Origin of the sequence: Fimbriimonas ginsengisoli Gsoil 348, from assembly GCF_000724625.1 — a bacterium.
In the GTDB taxonomy this organism is placed as follows: Bacteria; Armatimonadota; Fimbriimonadia; order Fimbriimonadales; family Fimbriimonadaceae; genus Fimbriimonas; species Fimbriimonas ginsengisoli.
The window spans coordinates 1,340,087-1,364,786 of record NZ_CP007139.1 but is presented as its reverse complement, the minus strand read 5'-3'; the positions used below and the strand labels follow the sequence as shown (position 1 = coordinate 1,364,786).

The 24,700-nt window shown below is 60.9% G+C and carries 26 protein-coding genes and 1 tRNA gene; 13 read left to right on the top strand and 14 right to left on the bottom strand.

Features of this window, described 5'->3' with window-relative positions:
• The first annotated feature begins 4 nt into the window (after nt 1-4).
• Nucleotides 5-2,035, top strand: coding sequence for an Ig-like domain-containing protein (locus OP10G_RS06215; protein ID WP_025226750.1), 2,031 nt, complete (start codon nt 5-7; stop codon nt 2,033-2,035).
• Complete coding sequence (locus OP10G_RS06210) at nt 2,016-3,830, top strand: hypothetical protein (protein ID WP_025226751.1); 1,815 nt, start codon at nt 2,016-2,018, stop codon at nt 3,828-3,830. The genes OP10G_RS06215 and OP10G_RS06210 overlap by 20 nt, the downstream gene beginning before the upstream one ends.
• A gap of 75 nt (nt 3,831-3,905) precedes the next feature.
• On the opposite strand, the gene nadB is transcribed toward OP10G_RS06210, so the two are convergent.
• Nucleotides 3,906-5,408, bottom strand: coding sequence for an L-aspartate oxidase (gene nadB, locus OP10G_RS06205; RefSeq protein WP_038472673.1), 1,503 nt, complete (start codon nt 5,406-5,408; stop codon nt 3,906-3,908).
• A gap of 57 nt (nt 5,409-5,465) precedes the next feature.
• Between nadB and OP10G_RS06200 the strand changes: the two genes are divergently transcribed.
• Nucleotides 5,466-6,020, top strand: coding sequence for a shikimate kinase (locus OP10G_RS06200; RefSeq protein WP_025226752.1), 555 nt, complete (start codon nt 5,466-5,468; stop codon nt 6,018-6,020).
• A gap of 247 nt (nt 6,021-6,267) precedes the next feature.
• Here OP10G_RS06200 and ispE read toward each other — a convergent pair whose 3' ends face one another.
• Complete coding sequence (gene ispE, locus OP10G_RS06195) at nt 6,268-7,077, bottom strand: 4-(cytidine 5'-diphospho)-2-C-methyl-D-erythritol kinase (protein WP_025226753.1); 810 nt, start codon at nt 7,075-7,077, stop codon at nt 6,268-6,270.
• Nucleotides 7,078-7,137: 60 nt separating this feature from the next.
• Here ispE and OP10G_RS06190 point away from each other — a divergent pair, with 60 nt between their 5' ends.
• A complete protein-coding gene (locus tag OP10G_RS06190) occupies nt 7,138-7,809 on the top strand; it encodes a cytochrome b/b6 domain-containing protein (RefSeq protein WP_227625072.1) in 672 nt (223 codons plus the stop codon).
• A complete protein-coding gene (locus OP10G_RS06185) occupies nt 7,806-8,597 on the top strand; it encodes a molybdopterin-dependent oxidoreductase (RefSeq protein WP_025226755.1) in 792 nt (263 codons plus the stop codon). The genes OP10G_RS06190 and OP10G_RS06185 overlap by 4 nt, the downstream gene beginning before the upstream one ends.
• Nucleotides 8,598-8,643: 46 nt before the next feature.
• Here the strand turns inward: OP10G_RS06185 and OP10G_RS24140 are convergent, their stop codons facing one another.
• Nucleotides 8,644-9,381: a serine/threonine-protein kinase gene (locus OP10G_RS24140; RefSeq protein WP_025226756.1), complete on the bottom strand. Its 738-nt coding sequence runs from the start codon at nt 9,379-9,381 to the stop codon at nt 8,644-8,646.
• Nucleotides 9,382-9,532: 151 nt separating this feature from the next.
• Here OP10G_RS24140 and OP10G_RS06175 point away from each other — a divergent pair, with 151 nt between their 5' ends.
• Nucleotides 9,533-10,711, top strand: a complete 1,179-nt coding sequence (locus OP10G_RS06175) for a GNAT family N-acetyltransferase (RefSeq protein ID WP_084178845.1) — start codon at nt 9,533-9,535, stop codon at nt 10,709-10,711.
• A 76-nt stretch (nt 10,712-10,787) separates the two neighbouring features.
• On the opposite strand, the gene OP10G_RS06170 is transcribed toward OP10G_RS06175, so the two are convergent.
• From OP10G_RS06170 to OP10G_RS06140, 7 genes are all read right to left on the bottom strand, one after another.
• Nucleotides 10,788-11,279: a hypothetical protein gene (locus tag OP10G_RS06170; protein ID WP_025226758.1), complete on the bottom strand. Its 492-nt coding sequence runs from the start codon at nt 11,277-11,279 to the stop codon at nt 10,788-10,790.
• A gap of 2 nt (nt 11,280-11,281) precedes the next feature.
• Nucleotides 11,282-11,761, bottom strand: a complete 480-nt coding sequence (locus tag OP10G_RS06165; protein WP_025226759.1) for a hypothetical protein — start codon at nt 11,759-11,761, stop codon at nt 11,282-11,284.
• A gap of 271 nt (nt 11,762-12,032) precedes the next feature.
• Nucleotides 12,033-13,871, bottom strand: coding sequence for a translational GTPase TypA (gene typA, locus OP10G_RS06160; protein WP_025226760.1), 1,839 nt, complete (start codon nt 13,869-13,871; stop codon nt 12,033-12,035).
• 54 nt (nt 13,872-13,925) lie between these two features.
• Nucleotides 13,926-14,264, bottom strand: coding sequence for a hypothetical protein (locus tag OP10G_RS06155; protein WP_025226761.1), 339 nt, complete (start codon nt 14,262-14,264; stop codon nt 13,926-13,928).
• Nucleotides 14,265-14,546: 282 nt separating this feature from the next.
• The gene (locus OP10G_RS06150) at nt 14,547-15,677 is read right to left on the bottom strand and encodes a hypothetical protein (RefSeq protein ID WP_025226762.1); all 1,131 of its coding nucleotides are present in this window, start codon (nt 15,675-15,677) and stop codon (nt 14,547-14,549) included.
• Between the two features lie 30 nt (nt 15,678-15,707).
• Nucleotides 15,708-17,084: a hypothetical protein gene (locus OP10G_RS06145; RefSeq protein WP_025226763.1), complete on the bottom strand. Its 1,377-nt coding sequence runs from the start codon at nt 17,082-17,084 to the stop codon at nt 15,708-15,710.
• Between the two features lie 323 nt (nt 17,085-17,407).
• Entirely contained in the window at nt 17,408-17,680 is a 273-nt protein-coding gene (locus OP10G_RS06140; RefSeq protein ID WP_025226764.1) for a hypothetical protein, read from the bottom strand.
• A 68-nt stretch (nt 17,681-17,748) separates the two neighbouring features.
• Between OP10G_RS06140 and pyk the strand changes: the two genes are divergently transcribed.
• The 4 genes from pyk (at nt 17,749) to OP10G_RS06120 (ending at nt 20,483) form a co-directional block, all read left to right on the top strand.
• Nucleotides 17,749-19,158, top strand: coding sequence for a pyruvate kinase (pyk, locus tag OP10G_RS06135; RefSeq protein WP_025226765.1), 1,410 nt, complete (start codon nt 17,749-17,751; stop codon nt 19,156-19,158).
• A gap of 55 nt (nt 19,159-19,213) precedes the next feature.
• Entirely contained in the window at nt 19,214-19,555 is a 342-nt protein-coding gene (locus tag OP10G_RS06130; protein ID WP_025226766.1) for an ArsR/SmtB family transcription factor, read from the top strand.
• Complete coding sequence (locus OP10G_RS06125; RefSeq protein ID WP_025226767.1) at nt 19,548-20,057, top strand: SRPBCC family protein; 510 nt, start codon at nt 19,548-19,550, stop codon at nt 20,055-20,057. Before OP10G_RS06130 ends, OP10G_RS06125 begins: the two co-directional genes overlap by 8 nt.
• 171 nt (nt 20,058-20,228) lie before the next feature.
• Nucleotides 20,229-20,483: a hypothetical protein gene (locus OP10G_RS06120; RefSeq protein WP_025226768.1), complete on the top strand. Its 255-nt coding sequence runs from the start codon at nt 20,229-20,231 to the stop codon at nt 20,481-20,483.
• 87 nt (nt 20,484-20,570) lie between these two features.
• Here OP10G_RS06120 and OP10G_RS06115 read toward each other — a convergent pair whose 3' ends face one another.
• On the bottom strand, nt 20,571-21,374 hold the full coding sequence (locus OP10G_RS06115) for a hypothetical protein (RefSeq protein ID WP_025226769.1): 804 nt from the start codon (nt 21,372-21,374) through the stop codon (nt 20,571-20,573).
• Between the two features lie 63 nt (nt 21,375-21,437).
• Between OP10G_RS06115 and OP10G_RS06110 the strand changes: the two genes are divergently transcribed.
• Both OP10G_RS06110 and OP10G_RS06105 read left to right on the top strand, forming a co-directional pair.
• Entirely contained in the window at nt 21,438-22,028 is a 591-nt protein-coding gene (locus OP10G_RS06110; RefSeq protein WP_025226770.1) for an anthranilate synthase component II, read from the top strand.
• Nucleotides 22,029-22,102: 74 nt separating this feature from the next.
• The gene (locus OP10G_RS06105; protein WP_025226771.1) at nt 22,103-22,528 is read left to right on the top strand and encodes a hypothetical protein; all 426 of its coding nucleotides are present in this window, start codon (nt 22,103-22,105) and stop codon (nt 22,526-22,528) included.
• On the opposite strand, the gene OP10G_RS26700 is transcribed toward OP10G_RS06105, so the two are convergent.
• The 3 genes from OP10G_RS26700 to OP10G_RS06095 all read right to left on the bottom strand — a co-directional run bounded on the left by OP10G_RS26700 (nt 22,525) and on the right by OP10G_RS06095 (nt 24,465).
• Nucleotides 22,525-22,701, bottom strand: coding sequence for a hypothetical protein (locus OP10G_RS26700; protein WP_158409155.1), 177 nt, complete (start codon nt 22,699-22,701; stop codon nt 22,525-22,527). The two genes, OP10G_RS06105 and OP10G_RS26700, sit on opposite strands and share 4 nt — an antisense overlap.
• A 156-nt stretch (nt 22,702-22,857) precedes the next feature.
• The gene (locus OP10G_RS06100; protein ID WP_025226772.1) at nt 22,858-23,190 is read right to left on the bottom strand and encodes a hypothetical protein; all 333 of its coding nucleotides are present in this window, start codon (nt 23,188-23,190) and stop codon (nt 22,858-22,860) included.
• Nucleotides 23,191-23,373: 183 nt separating this feature from the next.
• The gene (locus tag OP10G_RS06095; protein WP_025226773.1) at nt 23,374-24,465 is read right to left on the bottom strand and encodes a M24 family metallopeptidase; all 1,092 of its coding nucleotides are present in this window, start codon (nt 24,463-24,465) and stop codon (nt 23,374-23,376) included.
• A gap of 101 nt (nt 24,466-24,566) precedes the next feature.
• On the opposite strand from OP10G_RS06095, the gene OP10G_RS06090 reads away from it, so the two are divergent.
• Nucleotides 24,567-24,637 (top strand) — tRNA-Gln (locus OP10G_RS06090).
• Nucleotides 24,638-24,700 lie beyond the last annotated feature (63 nt).

Here is a 24,700-nt window from a genome sequence, read left to right as displayed (position 1 = left end):
CGCCATGTCCTTTCGCTTTAACCGCCCTACCGCGCTACTCGCGCTTGCGTGCACCGTTTCGGTGGCCGCGGCCGATCAACTCTCGGCGTTTCCACGCATCAGCGTGGCCGACGGCCGCAGCACCACGACGATTACCGCCGAGGTCCGCGACGCCCAGGGCCGCCCCGTCGCGGATGGCACCCGCGTTCTCTTTAACACAAATTTAGGCTCGTTCCGCGAAAACGCCGCTACGACCGCAAACGGAATCGCGCGAGCCATCCTCGTGTCCGGTACCCAACCCGGCATCGCCAAGATCACCGCCACCCCCTTGGCGGGCGGCGCGGGGCCTACTACCCTCGAATTCGAGTTCGTCGCCGACCGGGCGATGCTGTCCAGTGCCCGCGAGTACATCGAAATCGTCGCGCCGGGCAAGATGCGCTACACGGTCGACACCCGGCTCATCGGCGCCACCGGCGCTAATAAAGCGGTTTCCGTACGCTTCCGCGACATCGAGATCCAAGCCGACGACGTGCAGGTCGACATTCCGAATTACGAGGTTCGGGCCAGAAACGCCCACCTCAAGATCGGGAAGCTCGTCAAAGATTTCGACGAGCTGTATCTTAAGCTCAACCAGCGCCACGGATACGGTACGACGACCTTCCGCGGGCATGCCACCCAGTTCATCACCACTCAGGGGAAGTGGCTGGGGTTTGCGATAGAAAGGGATGACGGCAGCCTCGATTTCGACGTTCAACCCGATCGCGACCGGTACGGCCTCGTCGAGATCAAAGGGCCGACCCTGGTCCCTTGCACCAGCACCGTTCCCGCCTCGAACTTTGAATTCCAGCCGATCCTGGGCGCACCCTCCAGCATCGGAGCCAAAAAGGCGGTCATCTTCCCCGGCAAGCTGATCCAGTTCCAGCGAGCCGACATCTATGTGGCCGACAACAAAGTGATGAAGCTGCCGCTGTATCAGGTGAACCTGCAGCAGAGCAACAGCCCCCTCATCACCGAGGATCTGGTCGCGGTCAACGACAACACGTTGGCCATCAACTATCCTTACTACTTATCTTTGAAGCCGGGGCAAACGAGCCTTCTTCGGTTCCGAACCGGTGAAGCGTACGGCCAGCGCAGCTACAGCAGCCGTGGCGGCGCTTTCGTCGACTATGAGCTCAATTGGAGCCACGGCGAGGATATGGAAGGCGGGATGTTTGTCAAAGGACTTGCCCGCCGCGACTGGCGGCTTGGCGTGCAGCAGTACTACCGGCTGGACAGCCGCAGCACCGCCTCCGCTCAAGTCGAGGTGCCCGCCGGTAGCAGTTTCTTCGGGTCTGGCAGTATCAACCGGCAGTTCGACGGCTGGCAGATGAGCTTGAACGGAAGCGCGACGCGGTCCCTCATCGGCCTTCGGTACAGCTCCCAAGATTTCTCGTTTGGCGCAACTACCGACCCGCGACGGACGGGCAAGTTACCGTTCCAGTTGACCTACGGGCTTACCGCGAATACCAGCTCGAACAGCTTTAGCAACCTGACCCAGAGGGCGGCCGGCATTCAAGCCCGCCTGCAGTCGTTCCCGATCACGTTGAATCCAACGATGAGCCTTACGACAAGCTTTTCCGCGAGTCGTCTCGTGGGACAAAACGTGTTGCCGGGCATCACCTTGGCCGCCAGCGCCACGGTAAGCAAGAAGCTATCCAGTCAATCCGCTCTGCTGGTCACCTACGACTACATGCGCGACGGATTCAACGACGCCGTCTTGGGACAGCACCGCCTCAGCGCGACCACCTACTGGAACGGTGGGCGCACCGACTTCCAGCTTTTTGCAACTAAGAGCTTGGATGTCGACCGAATGAACATCTTCGGGGATCTGGGTTATCGTCTTAGCGGACTTTGGCGGCTCTCCGGCAACTACACGCTGGATAAATATCTGGCGAACGAATATTTGGACTACAACATTGCCATCGGCTATCGCCTCGGCTGGCGGGAAATCGGTCTCGTATGGTCCAAACGCACGAACCGGATCGGAATCCAACTCCTTGGCGCGACGATTAATTAACCTGCTTCTGTTCGCGGCTGCGCTGGCGCCCGCGGCGGGCTCCGCCCAGTCGTTCGGCCGCTTTGGGTACGTAAGCCGGTTCGATCTGCCGGGGTTCACCGTCGACAGCGACGGATTCGTCGTCTCTCACCCGGCGGCGGATCGTATCCGATTTGCTCGGCCTGCGAGAGTCTGGAAGCCGACGGCCACGTCGGACATGGAGCAAACCGTCGCGCTTGGCGGGCCGGCCGGGAACCCGGCCAAGGTTCGCGCGAGCCTCCTCGCCCCGGGCTTCGCCCTCTATTTCGAAAAGGGGCTGTCGCTGAAAGTCGGATCGACGGGAGCGCCTTATCTAACCTGGAGAGAGGGAAGCGCCGCCAGCGGTGTGCCGACCCCCAACGTCCGTTGGGTCGTTCTATCGTTTCGCGACGCTCAGCCACCGCTTGTCTTGGGTTTCCCTGATGGACCATCGAGCCTCACGGTGACCGGCAAACCGGGCGCTTGGACGATCGAAGGCGCTCCGGACTTTCGGGGCTGGGTCCGTGTCGGTCTTCCGGTGGGGCTGCAACCCGCCGCGGCAAATAGCGCCGCCGCTCTCGGACGCCTTGCCGAATCGGCGGCGGAGGAAGAAGACATTTGGTCGCACAACGCCCCGGTGCTGCAAAACCTCACCGTTCAGGCCGACGAAGACTCGGTCGTCGCCGACTGGACCTTCAGCCGCGTGGGCGCGCTCTTGCCCCGAGCCGCCGTTCTCGCCGAAATCGGGGGGTATCCGCTAAAAGTGCTGTCCCCCGCCCGGAGGATGAAGCTCTCCCTCGGCGAAGGACCGGCGTCGGTTTGCAAGTCGACCGAGTTGCGCATCCGGCTCCCGATCCGCCGCGTGCCTACCGGGCGCGGCCTGAGCGTTGGCGCTGACTTGAGCGCTCCAATGGGTACGGTCTCTCCGTTCGACGTGCCGAGTATCGTCGAACTCTCGCTGGAAACTCTGTCGGCGACGAGAGACATTCAGACTCGCCATTCCGCGGAAGAAACCGGGTCCGAATATCTCTCGCAGGCCGCCTATTTCAAGGAGCCGTGGTCGGACCAGCTCTTACCCTACGATGCAGCCGGTGTCGGAATCGATTTGGCGTCCGCGCATGCGCTGCTCAGCCAAGCCGTAACCGCCTCCACCCGAGCCACTTCCGAGGACAACGCGCTACTGACCTCGGTCGCCTGGCGGCGAGATTGGCACACATGGCTCCCCTGGGTAGCAGATCCGAATCAGAGGCGGCGGGCCGCCGCGCTGAGCGCCCTCGCCGGAGTCTTGTGCCCGGAACCGGAGCGCCGCCTCTCCGCCGCCATGTTTCAGGCCGGTTTAAGCGCGGAAAGAGGGCTGGAGATTTGGCGTCGTCGCACCGGCCAAACTTCGAATGAAGCCAAGCTGCTCGAACCGATGCCGGGCCTGCGGCAAGCTCTCTTCCGACTCGCCGGCCTCGTGACCGAAGAAGCGCGATACGCCGATACCTGGCTCTCCCCAGTACGAGTTTTTAGCGACGTTCCGCTGCACGTCACCGAGTTCGAGAAAAACTACACGGTAGAGTGGCCGGTCCTCGAACCGAAGGCGAGCGTCTTACGCCTGGCCGCCGGATACGAGATTCGCTTGGACGCCATCTCGAACCTGCCGCGCTACCGCGTGGACCAAGCGCTGGGGACCACCGAAGTTTTATACACGCCGGAAACTACGGGCATCTGCCAGGCCCGGCTTTTCCTACCGGATTGGGCAAAGCCGTTGCCGAGGTCGAGATCGATTCCACGGTATTCGGAAGCTGCGAAGTAAGGGTGTGCCGGAAGGGATGCCGGAAGGGTCACGCAAAGGCGCTAAGGCGCAAAGGGGAGGGCCAGGTTCTATCCTTCAACTTTTGGCCTCGAGATCCGAGTTGAAGTGGAGGCCGACGTTCCGGTCGCGGCTTAACGCTCCGTCTACGACGTAGCGAGCGGCGAGCATGAGGTTCAAAGTTTCGTGCGGGTGCTGGGAGAAGGGAGTTTCCGGCAGGGAGTGGTACTCCTCGATCAGACCGTCGATGGCCTGTTTCGCCTCCTCCAATCCGTGGAATGTCCGGACGATACCCGCCTCGTTCGTCATCGTCCTCTGGAGCGCCCGGCGGATCCGGATCGACTCCGCTTCGCTGATGCAGTGCACGTTCTTTTTCTCCAAGCCTCCGATCTCCACCCGGTCGCCCGCCGATGCCTCCGCCGCCGAGACGGCGAACACGAGCGCCTCCAGCAGCGAGTTGCTCGCCAATCGGTTTGCTCCGTGGACCCCGGTGCTGGCAACCTCGCCGGCGGCGTAGAGACCTGGCACAGTGGTTTGGCCGTTAAGGTCGGTGACCACGCCGCCGCAGGAGTAGTGCTGGGCGGGAACGACCGGGATCCAATCCTTCTCGATCTCCAGCCCGATCGAGGCAAGCTTTTCGTGAATGGTCGGAAACTCATGCCGGATGAGCTCCGGACGAAGATGGGTCATATCGAGGTACACGCACCACGTTCCGTGCTTCTTCATCTCCGCCTCGATCGCCCGCGCGACCACGTCGCGAGGGGCGAGCTCCAGACGCGGATCGTAATCGTACATGAACCGCCGCCCGAGGTGATTGCGGAGGGTTCCGCCCGCTCCGCGCACCGCCTCGGTGATCAAAAAGCTCCGCATCTGAGGGTGAAACAGCGTGGTGGGGTGGAACTGCATGAACTCCATGTTTTCCACCCTGGCCCCGACCGCCGAGCCGAGGCCGATGCCATCCGCGGTAGCGACGCGGGGGTTCGTGGTGTGTTGATACATCCGCCCGCACCCGCCGGTGGCCAGCATCACCGCGTTGGCCAGCATCTGCCGTGGTTCGTTGTCGTCTCCCAGCCGGGCCTCGGCCCCCACGCAGCGTCCGTCCGACATCAGGAGTTGGGTGACGTAGGCGTGCTGAAATACTTCGATGTTCGCCGTCTGCCGTACCGCCGCCACCACGGTGCGCTCGATCTCCCAGCCGGTTTTGTCGGCGTGGTGCACGATCCGGTTGCGGCTGTGACCCCCCTCTCGCCCCAGCGCCAGGTCGTTGCCGTCGAAATCGAATCGAGCGCCAAGCTCGATCAGCCACCGGATAGCCTCCGGCGCCTGTTGGACGAGGAAGCGAACCGCCTGCTCGTCGCATAGCCCCGCTCCCGCGATCAGGGTGTCTTGCTCGTGAAGCTCCCAACTGTCGGCCTCGCCGACCGCGGCGGCGATCCCCCCTTGGGCCCAGCTCGTGTTCGAGTCGGTCACCTCGCCCTTGGTAAGAACGCAAACCCGGCCATGCCGGGCAGCCCGCAGCGCATACGTCAATCCTGCCAAGCCGCTTCCAATCACCAGGAAGTCGAATCGCGACGTGTTCATGGATTCGTTATAGACTTTCGAGGCGCGGTCGCGCCCACGTGGTATCTTCTCCCTCCCATGAACGACATGCCCCCGCCAGGAAAAAGGATCAGCGTGCGCGGGAGCTCCGCGGCAGGCAAGTCGACCCTCGGGAAGGAATTAGCCCGGCGGCTTGACCTGCCGTACGTCGAGCTCGACGGGATCAATCACCAGCCGAACTGGAAGGAGATCGAGACGGAGGAGTTTCGCCGGCGGGTCGGTGAGATCGTCGCCCAAGACGGCTGGGTCATCGACGGCAACTACGCCCGAGTCCGCGACCTGATCTTCGAACGCTGCGACACCGTGATCTGGCTCGACTACTCGCTGCCGGTCATCCTGTGGCGGCTAACCCGCCGCATCTTTCGCCGAAGCCTGCGTCAGGAGGTGCTCTGGAACGGAAACCGCGAGCGGTTCTGGTGGCACTTCTTCTCGAAGGAGTCGCTCTACCTCTGGGTCCTTACGACGCACCGTCGACGTCGCGGGCAGGCAGATGAATTCTTTGCGAGCCCCGAGTTACAGGGAAAAACCGGCATCCGCTTCCGCCGCCCGAGCGAGGCAAAGGCATGGCTGGAGTCCGTTCCGGATCGGCCGTAGAAGTTGCCTCCCGACCAAATGCGGGTCAGTTACCGTGGCACGAGCGGCTCGCCCGTGTGTATCTTGGGCGGCCCGCCCAAGTAAGAAGCCTCCCGTCAAACCGCACCTTCGGACGGGACCGGGCGCATTCCTCATTAGCGATATTTAGGGAAGATTGATCTCTTATGCAGGAGATTTGATGGCTTGCTTGGCTGAATACCAGGGGCGAGCCGCCCCTGCCACGTTGAGATTGCGCCGCTGGCACCCCTTACTCCAGGTAAAGGCTCTCCGCGCGCGTGAGAGTTCGGGTCACCCAGATCCGCACGAATCCTTCTTGGACCAATTTCTCCTTCGCTCTTTCCGCTTCTTCGAGGCTTGCGAACCGGCCGAACACGGCCGAGCCGGAGCCGGTGAGGGCGGCGTCGGTGGCGCCCAGAGCCCGCAGCCGGTCGATGAGGTCGAGGCAGTAGCGCGGCGCAACCCGCTCGAAATCGTTGTAGAGAAGGTCGTCCGCGGGGAACTCCCGCCACTCATAGGGGCGCTCGTCGAGCTTCGCAAACGCCGGACCGGTCGGGCAGCCGACGTCCGGCCGGACCACCACGAGCCACTCCGTCTCCCGATCCGGCAGAGGCTCGAGCCGCTCCCCATACCCCTCGGCCCGCGCACGGCCTCCGACCAGAAAGAACGGCACATCCGCTCCGATCGAAAGCGCGATCGCTGGGGCGTCTTCGGGAGCAAGAAAACCGAGTTTGATGGCGGCGCGCAACAGTCCCGCCGCATCCGAGCTTCCCCCGCCGAGGCCGCTTTCGCTGGGGATCTTCTTCTCCAAAGTTACTCGTAGCGGAGGCAGCGAAGGGATGAGACGCATTGCCTTGGTGACCGTATTGTCGAGCGGCACGCCGGGGTCGTCGCAGAAAAATCCGGGCTCGGCCGGATTCGTCTCGATCACCAGAATGTCGCAAAGGTCGATCGCCTGAAAAATGGTTCGCAAAGGGTGATATCCCCGCTCGTCGCGGGGACCCACCGCGAGGAAGAGATTCACCTTGGCCGGGCACGGAACGACCAACCGCGACGTCATTCGGAAAGTGAACCACGAAATCCGGAACTTCCGCTTCGTAGATGCATTACCCTTCACGCAATGACCGAGGAAACGACGGATGTGATGTTGGTGCGCAAGCACCGGTTGGCGACGAGATGGTTCCACTGGGTGAACTTTCCCGCCCTGACCATCATGATCTGGAGCGGCCTTCTCATCTACTGGGCCAACCGTGCCTACCACCTTGGGCCGTACATGCTGTTCTCCGACAAGCTCTACGACAAAGCCGGGATGAGCTCCCGCCTTGCCGAAGGGATGGCTTGGCACTTCTTCTTCATGTGGTTTTTTTCCATCAACGGGCTTCTGTACGTGCTGTACACGTGGTTCTCCGGCGAGTGGCGCGAGTTGTTACCGAACCGGCATACGTTGAAGGAATCGATCCACGTCGTTCTCCACGATCTCCATCTCACCAAGAAGCCGTTACCCAAATCGAAGTTCAACGGCGCCCAGCGGATCGCTTACACCGGCATCGTCATCATGGGCTTTTTCTCCCTCCTAACCGGAATCGCGGTCTACAAGCCGACCCAGTTCGCCTGGCTCTCGGCTCCGATCGGCGGATATCAAAACGCCAGATTCATCCACTTCTGGCTCACCATGGGTTATGTCGTCTTCTTCGTGATCCACGTGCTGCAGGTGCTGCGGGCGGGGTGGAATAACTTCCGATCGATGATCACCGGCTACGAACTCGCGCCGGTCGAGGAGGTGGCCCAGTGAGCGAGCCGCTCGAGCCCCATCAGCAGATGAAGCGGATGTCCCGCCGGAGCTTCTTGTGGGCGGGAGTAGCCGTCTTCGGCACATACGGCGGAGTGACCTGGCTCGCCTCGCGCCGGGACGACGACGGAGTCGCATGGCCGTTCCGGAAAGTGTTGGAGGCGAACGAACAACTTCAACGCGACCTCTACAACGGCATGGCACTTGCCCCCACCTTCGACCCTGCCCGCGCGATCGAGCCGACCGTCAACTCGTTGGATGAAGAGGCCAATGTCGAGGAGCTTGACATCGACGAGTGGAGGCTGAGCGTCGCAGGCTTGCCCGGCTTGGATGAGCCGATGCAGCTCACCATGGCTCAGCTCAAGAAGCTTCCGAAGATCGACCAGACGACGGAGCTGAACTGTATCGAGGGGTGGACCGCCATCGTCCATTGGACTGGCGTCCGTTTCGTGGATCTGATCGACCATATCACCGGCGAGCTGATGAAGAAGGCAAAGCCGGAAGATCGGAGCGGGCTCAAAACTCGTCCCGAGTACGTCGGCTTGGAGTCGGTCGAAGGATTCTATTACGTCGGCCTGGATACGCCGAGCGCCCTCCATCCGCAGACGCTCCTCGCCTACGAAATGAACGGTCAGCCGCTAACCCTGGAGCACGGCGCCCCGATCCGCCTGGTGATCCCCACCAAGTACGGCATCAAGAACATCAAACGGATCGGCACGATCACCTTCGGCTCCGCCCGCCCCAAGGACTATTGGGCCGAGCAGGGCTACGACTGGTACGCGGGCCTCTGAAAGGCGCGAAGCGCTTTGGGAGTGCGCGAGCTCGCTCGCGCTTTTCTCAGTGCTTCGGAACCGACAATTGAAGTGCTCTCGCGAGCTCGGCCACCGTCTGGAATCTGCCGGATTTAGCCGGGTAGGTCGCCTTCGCCAACACTGGAGCCAATTCATCGGCCAGCTCGGGCAAGTTGAGGAGAGCAAACCGGCCGAGGTTGAAGACCAGGGTGACCTGATCGATGACGCTGCCCCGAACGAACTCCTCGGGGGCTTGCAGGCGGCTCGACCCATAATTTGAGTCCATCTCGAGAACGAAGGAGCCTCCGGGGAGGCTTAGCTCCCAGTCGAACAGCCAGATTCGGCGTCTCTCGAAGTCGTAGATCATATTCCCCTCGTACCAATCGACGACGGCGAATCCAGCCTCGCAGACGGCGGCAAGAGCTCCGCAGACGGCGAGCACGGCGGTTAAACGTTCCTGTGTCGGCAGTTTTGAGAATCGATGCTTTGCTTCGGGCTGCCCCAGATTCTCGCCGTCGACGCGAGGGTACAAGAAGAGGTCGCCTCCGGCGCACTTAACGACGCGCTCGAGCGGAACGATGGAAGGGTGGAGTGCTTGGCCCGCGATGGAGCGCTCGACGCCGGACCAGGTGTCGCGCAAGGCGGACGGATACCACTTGGCGAAGACACGAACTCCATCGATCGTAGCGAACCAGGCGCGAGTATCGTGGGTCGTTTTCTCGACCTCTTCAAGTTCGCCCTCGCTCGCCCCCCTCAGCCACTCCTCGGCGCTCACTTGGTCCATAACCACAGGGTAGCTCGTCGCGGGCTAAATGCCCGGCGAGGCGTAGGCATCGGGGTCAATGAACCCGCGCACTCTCCTGCTCCGGACTCAATAGGGTTGCATCTCGCCGATAAAAAGGCTATGGTGCCTAGGGCAGAAATCGGAGGGAGAAGTGGAAATTCGCAGGTTGGTAGAGAAGGAGTTCGAGGAGGCCGACTTCCTGTGGCTTCAGAGCTTCGAGCGTGGGACCTTAAGCTCGCTCGGGGGTCTCGCGCGCTACAGGGACGGATTCGAGCATCGCATGGTCAGGTTCGGCCTTTGGGATGAGGCCGGCATGCAGGCGACCCTTCAGATGTACACGACCCTCATGCAATTCGAGCCCGGACTTGTTCTGCCGTCCACCTACATCTCCTCGATCGCTTGCGCGCCAGCACGCCGGGGTCGCGGATACGGTGGCGCCTGCCTTAGATATGCGCTCGAACATATGCGCGACGCCGGTCAACTTCTTACAACGATCTGCCCCTTCGAATTCGCTTACTATCGGCAGTTCGGTTGGGAGTGGGTCAACATCCGGAGGTCGTACCGGGTTCCGAGCCGAGCCCTGCGCCCCGTCCCGGAGACGGATAGTGTGCGAGCCGCGGGAAAGCAGGATCGTAAAGCGATCGAGGAGGTTTACCGGCGCATTGGGCGAGGCTATCGTGGAATGGCGGTTCGTGACGAAGCCGAGTGGGATCTTATTCTGAGCGACAGCAAGTCTCACCTCTCCTACGTGTACGTTTACGAGGGAGACGAAGGGATCGAGGGGTACCTCGTTCTTCGCGGAGGCGGTTCCGAAGAGACCTGGCTGCCGGAGTTCATTGCCTTAAACATAAAGGCCAGGCAGGCCCTGTTGGGTTTGTTGAGCCGCCTCCACATGCAGGCGAAGTGGTTCACCTGGCAGGCTCCCGAGGATGACGGATTCTGGTCCGAGATGTTTCACCACGATATGCAGACTTCCGTTGGGACAACCCTTCAGGGGCGAGTGGTCGACATTGCCTCCGCCTTAACCGCCCTAAAACCAGCGCCCGGGCGCAAGGGAGAGTTCGTCCTCGGTGTTCGGGATCCGTTCGCCTCGTGGAACGACCGGCGTTGGCAGGTGTCGATTGCGGACGGCGCCGTGAACGTGGAACCGACAACCGCGGAGGCGCAGGTGAGCATGGACATCCAAGCCTTCTCCCAGGCCTTCTTCGGCGCTCTACCCGTCTCGAAGCTACGGGATCGCCAGCGCATGGAAGTCGAAAGCGAGGATGCTTTCAATGTTCTTCGCAGCCTCCTCGACGGCCCACCAATGTGGAGCAACGGGCCCTTCTAGAACCGGCGGCCACAATCCTACGGATTACAGAGCGGCTATACCTCAAAGCTTTGTAGAGGGGGCTTTTTTGGCTCCTCTAAAGCGTTGCGATAACGGCCGGAGGATCGGTCGATGAGACCTTAACGACGGTCCCTCCGGTGAGGATCGACCGAAGCGTCAGGTCTCGGATCGGCGCCGACTTCACGATCACCCCGTCTACGACGAGGCGCACGCGGTGGTCCTTACCTGGACGGTCGAGGCATCGAGCCGCACGGGTGGGGGGTTCGGGAGGCGGTTTTGGCTTCCTGGGTTTGGTCGGTCGGGGCGGCTTCGGCTGAGGATCGAGCGCCGCGCTCCAGTCGAGATCAGCCAGTTTGGGACCCGTCTCCTTAGGTTTCCCGGGTTTCTCGGGCAGGGGAGTGGTGGCGGCGCCCCCGTTTCGGCTGGTCAGGTGGAATTGGTGACAGACCGGGCATTGATAAGCCCCATAACGCCACTCCGCAGTCTGTTCGGCTTCGTAAGCGGTCGCGAACTTTGCCTTACCCGCGCACGCCCGCTCTGCGTTCTTGATGTAGCGTCCTTTAGCCAACGCTAGGTCGCATCACCCGGAAGTTTGCCTCCCAGGCTCTCCCGAAGTCGATTCAGGTCGTCGGTATCCTTCGGTCGCCCAGAAGCCTTTTTCGTGGCCACGTAATCCGGCAAGGACAAGAAAAAGACTTTTTCACCCTGTAGAATGCCGGCCTCTTTGGCCGCCCAGGCACGATCAAAATCGCAACCATCCAGGAATGTAAGAATATCCACTCGATTTGGCGGGACACCCAACTGCAGTAACTGCTTGTCCTGTTTAAGAAGGTGCTGTCCTTGATCCCCGATCTTAAATCCGAACGAGTCGAGCACCTGGCGAATGCGTGCCGCGTTTTCTTCACTTCGCCGCACCCAAAGGTCCAGATCTATGGTCTGGCGAGGCAGCGCATGAAAGGCGAGGGCGTGCGCACCGACAATCAGGAACTCAACTCCGGTCGACGTGAACAAACCGATAAGTTCTTTCAAGTCGTCGGAAAGCGGTTCCATGCCAGGCATTCATCATCTCCATGAGCATTCGGACCCGTTCATCTGGCGACATTGCACGGTACATCGCCAAGTCTTCCCGGTCTGATTGTTCCGGCGTGGTGAAGTTGAACACCCGCTCAATTCGCCGCATATATCTATTTTGACACTAAGCGCCAGCAACCTAACCGTCTACGCTTTTTTCGTCTAGTTCCTGTGTATCGGTTTCTCGGGACAATCCATGGATTGGCTCCTCCCACGAGGGAGGAGCCCAGCGTCTGAGAACCTACTGGCTCTAAATCAACACTTCGTTGCGGCGTTCGGAAACGCGGCGCTCGGAGTGGTCGAGGATCTTCTTTCGGAAACGGAGCTGCTTTGGCGTCGTCTCCAAGAGTTCGTCGTCGCGGAGCCACGAGAGCGCTTGCTCCAGCGAAAACTCCTTGTGAGAGTCGATCACCGTGGTCGCTTCTGAGGAGGCGGAGCGAATGTTGTTCGCCGCCTTTTCCTTCGTCGCGTTCACGATCATGTCCTCGTCGCGCGAGCAGGCGCCGACGATCATGCCGCCGTACAGCTCGGTGCCGACCGGGTAGAACAGCGTCCCGCGCTCCTGTACATCCTCATATGCGTACCGAGTCAGCTTGCCGTTGTCCTTGTTGATCAGTGAGCCCTGGCTTCGGCTCTCGATCTCCCCCTTATAGGGGCGATAACCGTCGAATAGGGCGGAGATCAGTCCGAGGCCGCGTGTCATCGTAAGGAAGTTCGAGCGGAAGCCGATCAGGCCGCGGGTCGGAATCGAATACTCCAGCGACGTGGTGTCGTTGTCGTTCTTCCGCATGTCGACGAGCTCGCCCTTGCGGCGCGACATGTCTTCCATTACGGTGCCAACGCTCTCTTCCGGGCACTCCAGAGTCGCGATTTCGAACGGCTCCAGGATCTCGTCTTTCTCGCCGCGCTTGTAGATGACCTGCGGTCGCGAGATTTGCATCTCGTACCCTTCACGGCGCATCGTCTCGATAAGAATGGCAAGCTGGAGCTCGCCTCGCGCCTGCACCTTCACCGTGTCCGGAGGCGAATTCGGGTCGATCTTGACCGATACGGAAACCGCTTCCTCTTTCTCGACACGCTCGCGGATCTTGTGAATGGTGAGGAACTTGCCACCATCCTTCCCGGCGAGCGGCGAGTTGTTCGCATAGAAGTTCATCGACAGGGTCGAAGGCTCGACCTTGATCGAGGGGAGCGCGGGGCTGGTGTCGACGTGGGCGATGGTGTCGGAAATGAGCACCTTGTCGAGGCCGGCCATCATGGCGATCTCGCCCGGGCCGACCTCCTCGGTCTCCTTCATCTGGATTCCTTCGTAGGTCCAGAGCTTCGTGATGTTGAAGCCCATCTTCTTGTCGACCCCTTCGCGGAGCATCTCCACGCGGTCGCCGACCTTGACGGTGCCACGTAGAACCTTGCCGCCGAACATACGGCCCAGATAGTCGCTGTAATCGAGGTTGTTGACCTGGAGCAGGAACGGACCCTCGGCTTCCACCTTGGCCGGCGGAACCGCGTTCACGATCATCTCGAAGAGCGCGCGCAAGTCTGTCTCGCCGCCATCGGGAGAAACGCGCGCAAAGCCGCCGGCGCCGGAGCCGTAGAGGTGGGGGAAGAAAATGTCGTCTTCGCTCGCGCCGAGGTCGATAAACAGGTCGATCGTCTTGTCGTAGGCGTAGAGCGGACGGGCCAGCGGGCGGTCGATCTTATTGATAAACACGATCGGCTTGAGGCCGTTCTCGAACGCCTTCTTCAGCACGAACCGCGTCTGGGGCATGGGGCCCTCGTTCGCATCCACGATCAACAGCACGCCGTCGACCATCGACAGCACGCGCTCGACCTCGCCACCGAAGTCGGCGTGGCCGGGGGTGTCGACGATGTTGATCTTATATTCTTTGTAGTGAACCGACGCGACCTTCGAGAGGATGGTGATTCCCTTCTCTCGCTCGAGGTCGTTGCTGTCCATGACCCGGTCACCCATGTGCTGGTTTTCACGGAAGGTGCCGGACTGCTTGAAGATCGCATCGACGAGCGTCGTCTTGCCGTGATCGACGTGCGCAATAATCCCGACGTTGCGAATGGGGGAAGACATCGACATAAGTTTACCTACGCCGACCGACCCCCCTTCACATAGTGGCCCGATTGCTTTATATTAGGCAGCGATTAAATTACGGTCGTGCCACCGGCAGACGTTTACGGCGGAGCGGACCTCGCCAACCTTGGCGAGCGCAAGGCGACGGTCGCGGCCGTATTCGACGATGATCAGCTCCCCATCCGGTTCGTATCCCAAGATCATCGAACCCCCTTCGACGTCCGGGTGGTAGCGGGTTAGCGGAATGCGGCCGTGGTGAAAAGTGTCCGAAGATAGCACCTCGCCGGTGTCGCTTGCCCTCACCCGAAATTCGAGCCACTGATTCAAACCGGTCGTCTTAATCTCGAGCTCATAGGGCAGCTCTTTCCCGTCCGCGCGTCGCAGTGGAATCCTTAACATCTCTTTCCTGACCGGTAAGACATCTGTTTAGCGATTTTAGGTTCATTTTCTTCGTCGCGGGCTCCCTGGGAGCGTTAGTGTCACTTCAACGTGTCACCGGTTTCTATCGAAAAAGTGAGCCGGTCTTTTCGCTCCGCCTTACCATGCGGCCCTACGCTCCATACGATCCGGCGCGTTGGATCGTAGCTAAGAGCCTGGTCCGAGAACGGATCGATCAACGGCGCGTCCACGCCGTCTTCCGGCCCCAAATCGGAGAGCTTCCCTGGCCAAGTTCCCGTGCGCTTATGGTAGGAGTTGCTCGCAATGGCGAGGACGGTCAGCCGCTGTTGGGCGACAAACTTGAAGGGCTTCCATCACTTGATTGCCCGACCCAATCATCATCGAGTCGATAACGACACGGCCAATCGGATTGTCAATTTTTCGGAGAAGGTCGTGTATTTTTTTGAGCTGGGCCTCACTGGCGGGCGGTGGTCCTTCAGGGTACAGTCCCGCGAATTCCTTTGGAAGAACGCTGGTGAATTCTCGGGCGACGCCGGCAGGATCGACTTGCTTTCCCCATGGCCGCCTTGTGTTTTCGAGCGCAGCTTCCCAAATCTCGACGGCTTTCATCAGGGTCTCGCGAGCGTTGAACAGGTTGGGATGCCCATCAAAAACTCTGTTAATCCACTTTGGCCTGGGCTCCGACATTTGACTTGGTACGATCCCTACTAAGACTAGGCACGACCGGTCGAAGTCGCCCCGAGAGCAGTTCCGGAGCGCGGCGAGATTGTCGAACTTTGAGGTGCTCCTGGCAAGAAGCGCCACTTGATCTTTGCTCATGCTCGGTTTTGTCGCAAGACGACGGGCTCCGTCGTCGGCAATCGCTTGGCAGGCTCCCCCGACCAAGAAGTCGATGATGGAGGATCCGGAGTTAGAACACTTTTCGCCCACTGCCCGCGATAAGCGCACGTAACGCAGAGCCTCGGTCGCGTTTCCTTCCTTCGAAGCGGCAAATGCGGCTAAAACCCACGCCTTTGCTCCTAGCTTCAGAGCCGCGTCAATGTCGAAGTGGTCGGGATAGTAGTCCGGAGGGATCGGATACCGAGCCGCCGGGTTGAAGGGCGCGGCCCAGGGGCCGAGAGCAAGTGCTTTTTCCAGACGCGCAAGGTTTGGCTTCAGCCCCACGAGCGCCCGATGTGAGCGAGCCAATAGGGTGGGATCTTCCTTGCCTCGCCATTCGGCAAGAAGTGGGCTTATCTGGTCCTTCGCCCCGAACCCGGCCTTTTCTACCATCTGCAGTAATTTCCAAGCCTTGGGATCGCCCGGCTCCGCACGTAGCTCGACCGGTAGTAGAGCCCGCAACTCGCCGTAGGTGAGCTTTTCTGGCAGCTTGAACTGCCCAAACAAAACCAGGGCGCTAACTAACGCGAGCATGGGTCGTTCTTACCTCACGCGGCTTCAGCGTCACTTCGACACGATGCCAGTTACAACGGAAAAGGAGAGTGGAGCCACTAGCGCCGAATAACCGGGTGGTGCGACGCTCCACACAAGAAGCCGGGCTGGATCGAATTTGAACGGTTCGTTCGAGAACGGATCGAGCAACGGTTTGTCGATTCCATCCTCAGGCCCCAGATCGGTCAGCTTTGCCGGCCATTTCCCGGTGCGAAGGTGGTAGGCGTTGGCGGCGAGGATTAACCCTGTAAGTCTTTCGGAGGCCTTATTCCTCTTCGCGGCGGTTAGAAGGGGCTGTTCGTCCCCATCGAGGACGGAGCTTTCAAGAAGCGCATGAAGGCGAGCCCGCCCAACTGGATTGGAGACCTTCATCAACCGGTCGTGCATCTTATGCACGGGCAGATTCTTAGGTGCGGTAGGGCTGTCCCAAACGTTTCCTCTCAGTGCGGATGGAATGCTCGACGAGTACTCGAGAATCAATGCTCGCGGATCTGGAGTAGCTCGGTCGGGGTGCTTCATGTGCTCCAACTGAGCCCGCCAAACCTCCACCGCCTTCCCCAGCGTCGCCCTTATGTCAAGCGGTTTAGGGTGGCCCTGCAGAACGGCGCGGATCCAAGGAGCCGGCTTCTTTTCGTACATCGAGGGGATGCTCCCGATGAAGGTGAGAATCATCCGGTCGAATTCGCCCAAGCAACTGGCCCTCAAGGCAGCGAAACCGTCAAATACCGGCATCGACCTGGCTAGGCTCGCGCGTTGACTTGCCGTCAACGCCGGATGATTCGCCAATCGCCGCGTGGCATCGTTGGCGATGGCGAGAGAAGCAAAACCCACGAGGCAATTAATGACCGTGCCACCGCCTGCCGACAGCCTTTCGCCAATTGATCGGGCAGTGTTCAGCCCTTGAACGGCGCCTGCTCCGTCCCCCTCTTCGGCGGCGACGAGGGACCGCAAAACAAATAGGTTGGTGGTGTTCTTAAGAGCTACAAGCACCGAAGACTCCTCCAACTCGAGGTCGCTGAACACTGGGTATTTCTTGTCGGGCCCATGCGGCGCCGCCCAAGAGCCTGCTCTCAGAGCTCGCTCGACCAGGTCCATTTTTGGCGCCTCGAGAGTCAGTCGTTCACGAGAGCGACGAACGAGATCTGGCCCGCGTTTGCCGTTCCACTCGACCAGCAAGTCGCTAACTTGCGTCGGCGCAACTGGATCGAAAGGCTCATGCGGAGGCGTCGTCGCCAGGTTCTTGATTTGCACCAAGAGATTCCATGCGGCCGGGTCTCCCGCAACTGGCCGAAGGTCGACCGGTACGAGGGCTCGCAATTCGCCGTATGTGAGTCTTTCAGTGGACCTCATTTGGCCAAGCAGCGCCCAGACGCAAGCGATCGATAGCATGATCTCTTTGGTACCTCAAGCGGCCCCAGAAGAGAGTACGCGAAACGGAGGAGAATGGATAGGTGGCTTGGAGGTTAGCGCTTACCAACCCTGTTTGGATAAAACGCTAACACCATGTTTTTTGCCCGTAGCCGCGGATAACGGTCATTAATAAAATTAGGTTTACATTTCCCTTGCCTGATTTCACCCGTAGCCCGTGGCTTTAGCCGCGGTTCAAGGCTTCTCCGGGGATAAATCCCCGGGCTACGGGTGAACCTTTGTTGTCAATCTATTTGGTTGATGACCATACTCCCGGGCTACGGGCAATGGAAAGCTTGGCTACCCTAGCCGCCTTTCTTACGATGCGGGGCGGCGACGTGGTGCTTGAGCCAATGTTCGGCGTGCATGGCCGAGTGGTGCACGGACTTGTCGTGCTTCTTCGCCTTTCGCTTCCAGTGGCGGACGACATGGCGTCGGTGCGGCGCCGACGCATGGTGCTTGAGCCAGTGCTCGGCATGGATGGCGGCATGATGTACCGACTTGTCCTGCTTTTTCTGAATTCCAAATGCGGCGCCGGTGACCATAAGGATCGCGGCAAGAGAAAGAGTCTTGAGCATATCTACGGCTGTGGCTGGTTGGAAAGGCAGGATGTTCCCTGGGTCTGGGCGGCTAAACTCGGCCATAGATGAAAAGGCGGACGAAGATCGTTTGCACGCTGGGCCCGGCGGTCGACAGCCGGGATAAGATCCATGCGCTGATCGAGGCGGGGATGAATGTGGCGCGTATCAACTGCAGCCACGGCGACTGGGACACCCGCCGGCGCTGGATCGGGTGGCTAAGAGAACTCTCGCCCGACATCGCCCCCGTAGCGATCTTGGCCGACTTGCAGGGGCCGAAGTTTCGCGTCGGAATGCTTCCCGGCGACACGCTCGAGCTCGTCAATAACTCCACCGTCCGCGTCGGAAGCGGTGAGGGAGTCGAGATTCCGATCGAACAGGCGGAGATTTTGCGTGCCATGACTCCCGGCGGCCGCCTGTTGCTGGGGGACGGCGAGATCGAGCTCCGTGTCGTGGTCGGCGTTACTCCGACCGTCTTTGAGGCGAAAGTCGTTTGCGGGGGGACGTTGCGCAGCCGGAAGGGGGTTACGCTGGTAGGGAAGGCGTTCGACGTGCCGGCCCTGACCCCCAAGGATGTGATCGACGCCGAGGAGGCGGTGAAGGCCGGCGTGGACTTCGTGGCACTTAGCTACGTGAAGAGCGCCGCCGACGCCCGCGAACTGCGTCGGTTGCTGGAGCGGCTCGGCTCTCGCGCCGGAATCTGCGCCAAGATCGAGATGCGACAAGGGATCCAAGACCTCGACAACATCCTGAAAGTAGTCGATCTCGTGATGGTCGCGCGGGGCGACATGGGGCTCCAAATGGAGATCGAGGACGTTCCGTTGATGCAAAAGCGGATCATCCAGGATTGCACCCTTGCCGGAACTCCGGTGATTACCGCGACCCAGATGCTGGAGAGCATGATTCACGCGCCGCGGCCGACCCGGGCAGAAGCGACCGATGTCGCCAACGCCATTCTGGATGGCACCGATGCGGTGATGCTTAGCGGGGAAACCGCCTCCGGCAGCTACCCGGTCGAGTGCGTGCGGACGATGGCGCGGATCGCCGAAAAGGCGGAAGGGCTCTACGACCGAACGAAGATCGAGCGGGAGTACGAACGCCATCGCGACGCGGTCGGCCACACCGATGCGATCGCCCACGCGGTGAGCGACCTGGCGCAGATCTTACGCCCCCGAGCGATCGTCTGCACTACCACGAGCGGCCAAACCCCGCGCCTGGTGAGCAAGTTCCGGCCGCGCGTGCCGATCTTGTGCGCGACGGCGAGCGAGTCGACCCTTCACCAGATGGCGGTCGTTTGGGGGGTCGAGGCAGCCCGGATCCCGAGCCCCGCGAGCACCGACGAGACGATTCGCGACGCCATCGACGAGTTTTTTCGGCGCAAGCGCCTCAAGATCGGCGACGAAATCATCGTCACCGCCGGCGTCCCAGCGGGAGTTCCCGGCAACACGAACATGATCTTGACCCAGACGGTTCGGTGACGAGCCGCCACGCCTGGCTTGACTTTTCCACGCCCACTCGGATTTACTTAGGTAAATGCCTAACCAATTGGCAACCTTGGATCACGTATTCCAGGCGCTTTCGAATCCCACGAGGCGCGACGTCCTCACTCGGCTAGGCCGTGGCCCCGCCGCGATGACCGAGCTCGCTAAGCCGTTTGGCATGGCCCTCCCGTCGTTCCTCCAGCATCTGCAGGTGCTGGAGAAGTGCGGCTTGGTTCGCTCCCAAAAGAAGGGCCGAGTACGAGTCTTCGAGCTCGAAACGCAGCCGCTACGTTTGGCCGAGGATTGGATGAAGACGCACCGGGAGCAGTGGGAAGCCCGGCTCAACCAACTGGACGCCTACCTACTGACAATGGAGAAAGAAACTAATGACTGAATCGAAAAAACATCAGCCCGACCCGAATCTGGACCTCGTCATGGAGCGAATCGTCGATGTGCCTCGGGAGCTCGTTTGGAAGGCTTGGACCACCCCATCGCACCTGGTGAAGTGGTTCACGCCCGCACCCTGGAAAACGGTCGATTGCGAGATCGACCTCCGCCCGGGTGGCATCTTTAGGACCGTGATGCTCTCTCCGGAAGGTCAGGAATTCCCGAACCTCGGCTGCTACCTGGAGATCGTGGAGAACGAGAAACTCGTATGGACCAACGCTATGGCCCCCGGCTACCGACCTTGCGTCCCGGTGCAAGACGTAACCTGCGGCCCTTTTCTCTTCACTGCCGTAATCGCCCTCGAATCGCACGGTTCCGGCACAAAGTACACCGCCACCGTGATCCACGGCGACGAACGGTCCCGCAAACAGCATGAAGAGATGGGCTTCCACGACGGCTGGGGCAAAGCCCTAGACCAGCTCGTGGCGATGGTGAAAGAGGGGAGGTAGGAGCGCTGGGCGGTGGGCGCTGGGCGTTGGGTTAACGAGAATAATTTTCGAAAGAACGCCCAACGCCTTAACGCCTAACGCCCGACCCCCCTTTTTCCCGCAACTCTCGCCAATTCTCCTTGGCCCGGACGTCAAAGGGTGCTAGCATTTGGATAGCTGCGAGACGGGGAGATGCGGAAGGGAGTTTTCATAAACGTAATGGTGGTGGTCGGGGCGGTTGTCGCCGGCATTGCCGCCAGTCAGAGGCCTTGGCATGTGCTGCGCGAGCAACGCGACCGCACCTCCGATCAGGTCGCCGCGATGCGACGGTCGGAAGCTCGGCGCGAAGAGCTGCTTCGGCAGGAGATCCGGAGCAAGAGCAGCATCGGGATCGAAGAGCGAGCCCGAGGCGAAGGCTGGCTCCCCCCAGGCGAAAAACGCCTGTAAACCCGGACCGCTGGTCTCCAGACCGGCCTCTCCCTCAGATGTAACGTACGCTCAGGACGCGTCGGATCATCGGCGAGGGCGCCGACGCTACGGCTTCCATCGAAGGCGGGCGGCTTCTTCGCGCGTCACCAATTTCGCGTGGCCGTCGACGAACGCAACGGCGGCGCGGCCGTTCCAACGGAAACGGAGTTGGCCGTTCTTTCCGTCGTACAACAGCACCGTTCGGGCCGGGATCGGGATGCTACTCATCGACTTTCCGGCGACCGCCGGGTTGAGGTGGAAGCTTTGGGTTCCTTTCGGATCTCCCGGAGCGGTCCAAAGCGCCGGATTCTTGAGGTACGGCCGCAGCTTGGAGGTGGCGTTGGCGTCGCTCAGGGCGAATACGGAATTGCTGTCGTTGGCGAGGAGCAACGCGCCGAGGGCGAGCTGCTTGACCTCGATTAGCGCGGAGGTGGAGTCCGAGCCGACCCGATGACCTGGGTGAGCCACCATGAAGGCGACTCCGGGAAGGAATTTCGATGGCTTACCCGTTGCCTGTAACGGAATCAGCAGCCATTTCCCTTCGAAGATGCGAGCCGTTGCGACCTCATTTTGGGCCGGCGGCCCACCCGGAATCTCCACCTTCACCGAATAGGTGAGGCTCGCCGTCCCACGGTTGACGGTGGCTTTGACATTGGAGACGTGAAGAATCGGCCAAGGTTGGCTGGCGGTCAGCTTGTTGAACGCCGAAAAGTCCGCTTTCGGATCTGCGCCGTAAATAAACCGGGCCGCCGCCGGAAGATCCTTGCGATTCCATGCTTCGACAAAGCCCGCAAGAGATCGCTCCGGCGTCGTCTGCCCATGGGATAGCGCGGTGAGGGAAAGGAGCGGCAAGAGTAGTCGAGTCTTCATAAGGGGCCGGTTTCAGAATACGCGCAATTGGGTGAATGCGGGTCCATCTGCCACACTTGAAGCGTGATCCTCGTCGTCGACAACTACGATTCGTTTACCTACAACCTCGTCCAATACCTGGGCCAGTGCGGGGCCGAAATCGTCGTTTGGCGGAACGACGAGATCTCCTTGGAGCAGATCGAGAAGCTAAACCCGGACGGCATCATGCTCTCCCCCGGCCCTTGCACCCCGAAGGAATCCGGCGTCTGCCTCGACATCCTAAACGCCGCGCTGGTAACCAAGCGGCTACCGATGCCGATCTTTGGCGTGTGTCTAGGCCACCAGGCGATCGGCCACGTCGCCGGCGGCGTGGTGAAACAGGCGAAAAACATCATGCACGGGAAGGCATCGATGGTGCGGCACGACGGGAAAGGATTGTTCGAAGGGATGCCAAACCCGTTCCGGGCGATCCGCTACCATTCGTTGGTGGTCACCCGCGACTCGGTCCCGCCCGGCTTCATCGTCACCGCGACCGCGGAAGACGACGGCGAGATCATGGGCCTCCGCCACGAATCGTTGCCGATCGAAGGCGTCCAATTCCATCCGGAATCGGTGCTCACCGAGGAGGGATTTCGGATCGTGGAGAACTTCGTCAAACAAGTCCAACCCCTATAGACTGCGGTGGCCCGCCACCGCTTTCAGCCAGCGAGCCTGCGAGCGCTCGCAAATTCCGGCCGATGAGGTGATCAATGCAAGAGCTGCCCCGGCGCACTTTGAAGACGGCTGGTGCCGGTGTTGCTTGGAGCCTGATCGTCGTCTTCCTCTATCTTCCCTTGCTCAATCGATGGGGAGTCCTCAGAGAGTTAAGCCAGAGTTCCCTCGCTACCGGGCGCTTCGACAACAGCACCTACATGATCGTCCTTGCCGTCATGCTGGTGTCTTCCTTCGGCTTGGCTAGCTTCATCGCGACATGGCCCCACCTGTCGATTGTCTGGCTGGTGTGGTACCTGCTCTTTCCGTGGGGCCCCTGGTGCCTTTTGATGTACATGGGCGGTTGGACCCACAAGTCGCCGTTCAATCAGGAAGTGACCCTTCTCTGGTGGATCGCGGTTCCTGTCATTCACTGGGCGGTCTGCCACATTACGTGGCGCAAGACCGCCCCAAGAGTTAGTTAGCCGCCGCGTTTGCCGCTTTGATCTTCGCGGGCTTCCTTTTGAAGCTTGGCGTACTCCTCCGGACTGAGGGGTGGCGGGGCGCCTTCGGGGCGACCCGGATCGGGCTCGCCGGTACTCGAGTTTTGTGCGTCGCTAAAACCGTCTACGGGTCCGTTCTCATCGGTTGGAATCATGTTCGTCCTCCTGGCGGCACTTACGCCGCCGCTTTGCTTTGGACCGCCCCAAGGTCGCCAGCGTTCCTCTTCCTCACCACCTTAGCCGATTGGCGATTCCGTCCACCAAGCTCGGTGTGTGCGTATAGATCACGCTCGATACTCCCGGATCATGGGTCACCGAGGCTCCGGTGTCGTCCGCGATTCTCCCATCCCACACGACGAGCGAGTCTTCCCCCTCGACGTAAAGATCGCGACGTCGGTGAGATTGTCGATCTGAAACCGCTCCCGCTCAACCCAGTCGAGAATCTCCTTCCGATACTCCTTGAACGGCCGCGAAACCACGCAAGCACTCACCCGCGCCTGCCGGCTAGGAACGCTCTGACACCCGATCCACCCCGGCAACGTTCGCCGCCGAACCACAAAAACAAGCCCCATTGCGATCGCCATGGTCAGCGCGACCACGACCACCCACCGAATGCCCTTCTTACCGGACCGTTTATCAGCCATCTGAGTGCTCGAGCTGGGGTTCCGCTCTCCTCCCTCTTTGCGCCTTTGCGCCTTTGCGTGACCATGGCCCCTCCCTTCACGGGCGTTTAGATAAGCTCAGGAAGGGTGGAGGTGGCCGCCTAAACCGGGTCGACGAAGGAGACTCCATATAAAACGAAGATGCACCTCGACGACCGCGGTCACCTAACCGCCGGTTTCCAACAATGTCGGGCTCGGCTCCGCGTTCATGCTCTCGTGACCGTCCTCGGTCACCGCGACGATGTTCTCGATGCGGATCCCCAATTCCCCCGCAAAGTAGACGCCGGGTTCGATGCTGAAGCAGTTGCCCGGCTCCAGTGGCTCCGAGTTCGAGTCGTTGATGTACGGATGCTCGTGCCCTTGCATCCCGATCCCGTGCCCGGTCCGGTGGAAGAACGCCTCCCCCGCGCCGCCGGCCACGATGACGTCGCGCGCCGCCTTATCGATCGAGTTCGCCGGAACTCCCGGCCGGATCGCCTTCCGCGCCGCCATATGCGCCCGGTAGACCAAGTCGTACATCTCCTTGGCGCTATCGCTGGCAGGGCCAACGCTGACCGTCCGCGTAATGTCGCTGATGTACCCTTGGCGCTCGCACCCGAAGTCGAGGATCAGCGTGTCGCCCGTCTTGAGTACGGTGTCGTCCGAAAGATGGTGCGGCTCCGCTGCGTTCGCCCCGGCCGCCACGATGGCGAAGGCCGGCGTACCGCCGCGAGCGGTCATCCCGTCGTTCAGCATCTTCTCGATCTGCCGTTCGGTCTGTCCCGCGCGAATCTTGGGGAACACCTCGAGGAACGTCTCGTCCGCCACCGCCCCGGCTTTCCGGAGCCGATCGATCTCCTCCGGCTCTTTCCGGCTCATAAGACTAGCGACGATGGACTCGCCGTCTTTGAAGAGGGCGGCGGGGAGCCAATCTTGCATCTTCAAGAGCTGCCGCGCGGGTAAGACGGCGTCGACCGCGATGATCGCGCTCTTGAGATTCCAGTCGCGGGCGAGCTCGAAGAAATGCCCCATCGGGTCCTCCCCGTCCTTCCAGGGCCGGATGTCCTGGATGCCGATCCGCCGCGCCTGGCTCTCGGTAAGCGCTGGGCAGATCAGCCGAACCTCCCCCTTTGCGCTGATCGCCAAGGCGAGAAACCGCTCGTGAGCGTTCTCATGGAACCCCAGCAAGTACCCCATCGTGACCGGATCCCACGCAATAAACGCATCCGCCCCGGTTTCCCCGATCCTCTCCGCCAGCCGCTCCACTCGATTCGCCATGGTCACGAAGTATAAACCCTCCCTATTCCCGGAGGGCATCAGCCATCACTCATCACCCATCAAAAATCATCCCCACCCGCCCGGTATACTCACCCCGACGTTGCCGGATCGTCTAATGGCAGGACAGCGGTTTTTGGTGCCGCACGTCTAGGTTCGAATCCTAGTCCGGCAGCTCTGGGAGAATTGAACTTAAATTGAGCGGAAGCCCTAAGTAAGATTCAAACGCGCCGTAACT

Coding starts and splice junctions, on each gene's coding strand:
- OP10G_RS06190 (WP_227625072.1), top strand. CDS start 7,138: ATGACCGAGGAAACGACGGATGTGATGTTGGTGCGCAAGCACCGGTTG.
- OP10G_RS06130 (WP_025226766.1), top strand. CDS start 19,214: ATGCCTAACCAATTGGCAACCTTGGATCACGTATTCCAGGCGCTTTCG.
- OP10G_RS06155 (WP_025226761.1), bottom strand. CDS start 14,264: ATGTTAAGGATTCCACTGCGACGCGCGGACGGGAAAGAGCTGCCCTAT.
- pyk (WP_025226765.1), top strand. CDS start 17,749: ATGAAAAGGCGGACGAAGATCGTTTGCACGCTGGGCCCGGCGGTCGAC.
- OP10G_RS06105 (WP_025226771.1), top strand. CDS start 22,103: ATGCAAGAGCTGCCCCGGCGCACTTTGAAGACGGCTGGTGCCGGTGTT.
- typA (WP_025226760.1), bottom strand. CDS start 13,871: ATGTCGATGTCTTCCCCCATTCGCAACGTCGGGATTATTGCGCACGTC.
- OP10G_RS06200 (WP_025226752.1), top strand. CDS start 5,466: ATGAACGACATGCCCCCGCCAGGAAAAAGGATCAGCGTGCGCGGGAGC.
- nadB (WP_038472673.1), bottom strand. CDS start 5,408: ATGAACACGTCGCGATTCGACTTCCTGGTGATTGGAAGCGGCTTGGCA.
- ispE (WP_025226753.1), bottom strand. CDS start 7,077: ATGACGTCGCGGTTGGTCGTTCCGTGCCCGGCCAAGGTGAATCTCTTC.
- OP10G_RS26700 (WP_158409155.1), bottom strand. CDS start 22,701: ATGATTCCAACCGATGAGAACGGACCCGTAGACGGTTTTAGCGACGCA.
- OP10G_RS06150 (WP_025226762.1), bottom strand. CDS start 15,677: ATGCTCGCGTTAGTTAGCGCCCTGGTTTTGTTTGGGCAGTTCAAGCTG.
- OP10G_RS06145 (WP_025226763.1), bottom strand. CDS start 17,084: ATGCTATCGATCGCTTGCGTCTGGGCGCTGCTTGGCCAAATGAGGTCC.
- OP10G_RS24140 (WP_025226756.1), bottom strand. CDS start 9,381: ATGGACCAAGTGAGCGCCGAGGAGTGGCTGAGGGGGGCGAGCGAGGGC.
- OP10G_RS06100 (WP_025226772.1), bottom strand. CDS start 23,190: ATGGCTGATAAACGGTCCGGTAAGAAGGGCATTCGGTGGGTGGTCGTG.
- OP10G_RS06120 (WP_025226768.1), top strand. CDS start 20,229: ATGCGGAAGGGAGTTTTCATAAACGTAATGGTGGTGGTCGGGGCGGTT.
- OP10G_RS06095 (WP_025226773.1), bottom strand. CDS start 24,465: ATGGCGAATCGAGTGGAGCGGCTGGCGGAGAGGATCGGGGAAACCGGG.
- OP10G_RS06125 (WP_025226767.1), top strand. CDS start 19,548: ATGACTGAATCGAAAAAACATCAGCCCGACCCGAATCTGGACCTCGTC.
- OP10G_RS06165 (WP_025226759.1), bottom strand. CDS start 11,761: ATGGAACCGCTTTCCGACGACTTGAAAGAACTTATCGGTTTGTTCACG.
- OP10G_RS06140 (WP_025226764.1), bottom strand. CDS start 17,680: ATGCTCAAGACTCTTTCTCTTGCCGCGATCCTTATGGTCACCGGCGCC.
- OP10G_RS06115 (WP_025226769.1), bottom strand. CDS start 21,374: ATGAAGACTCGACTACTCTTGCCGCTCCTTTCCCTCACCGCGCTATCC.
- OP10G_RS06215 (WP_025226750.1), top strand. CDS start 5: ATGTCCTTTCGCTTTAACCGCCCTACCGCGCTACTCGCGCTTGCGTGC.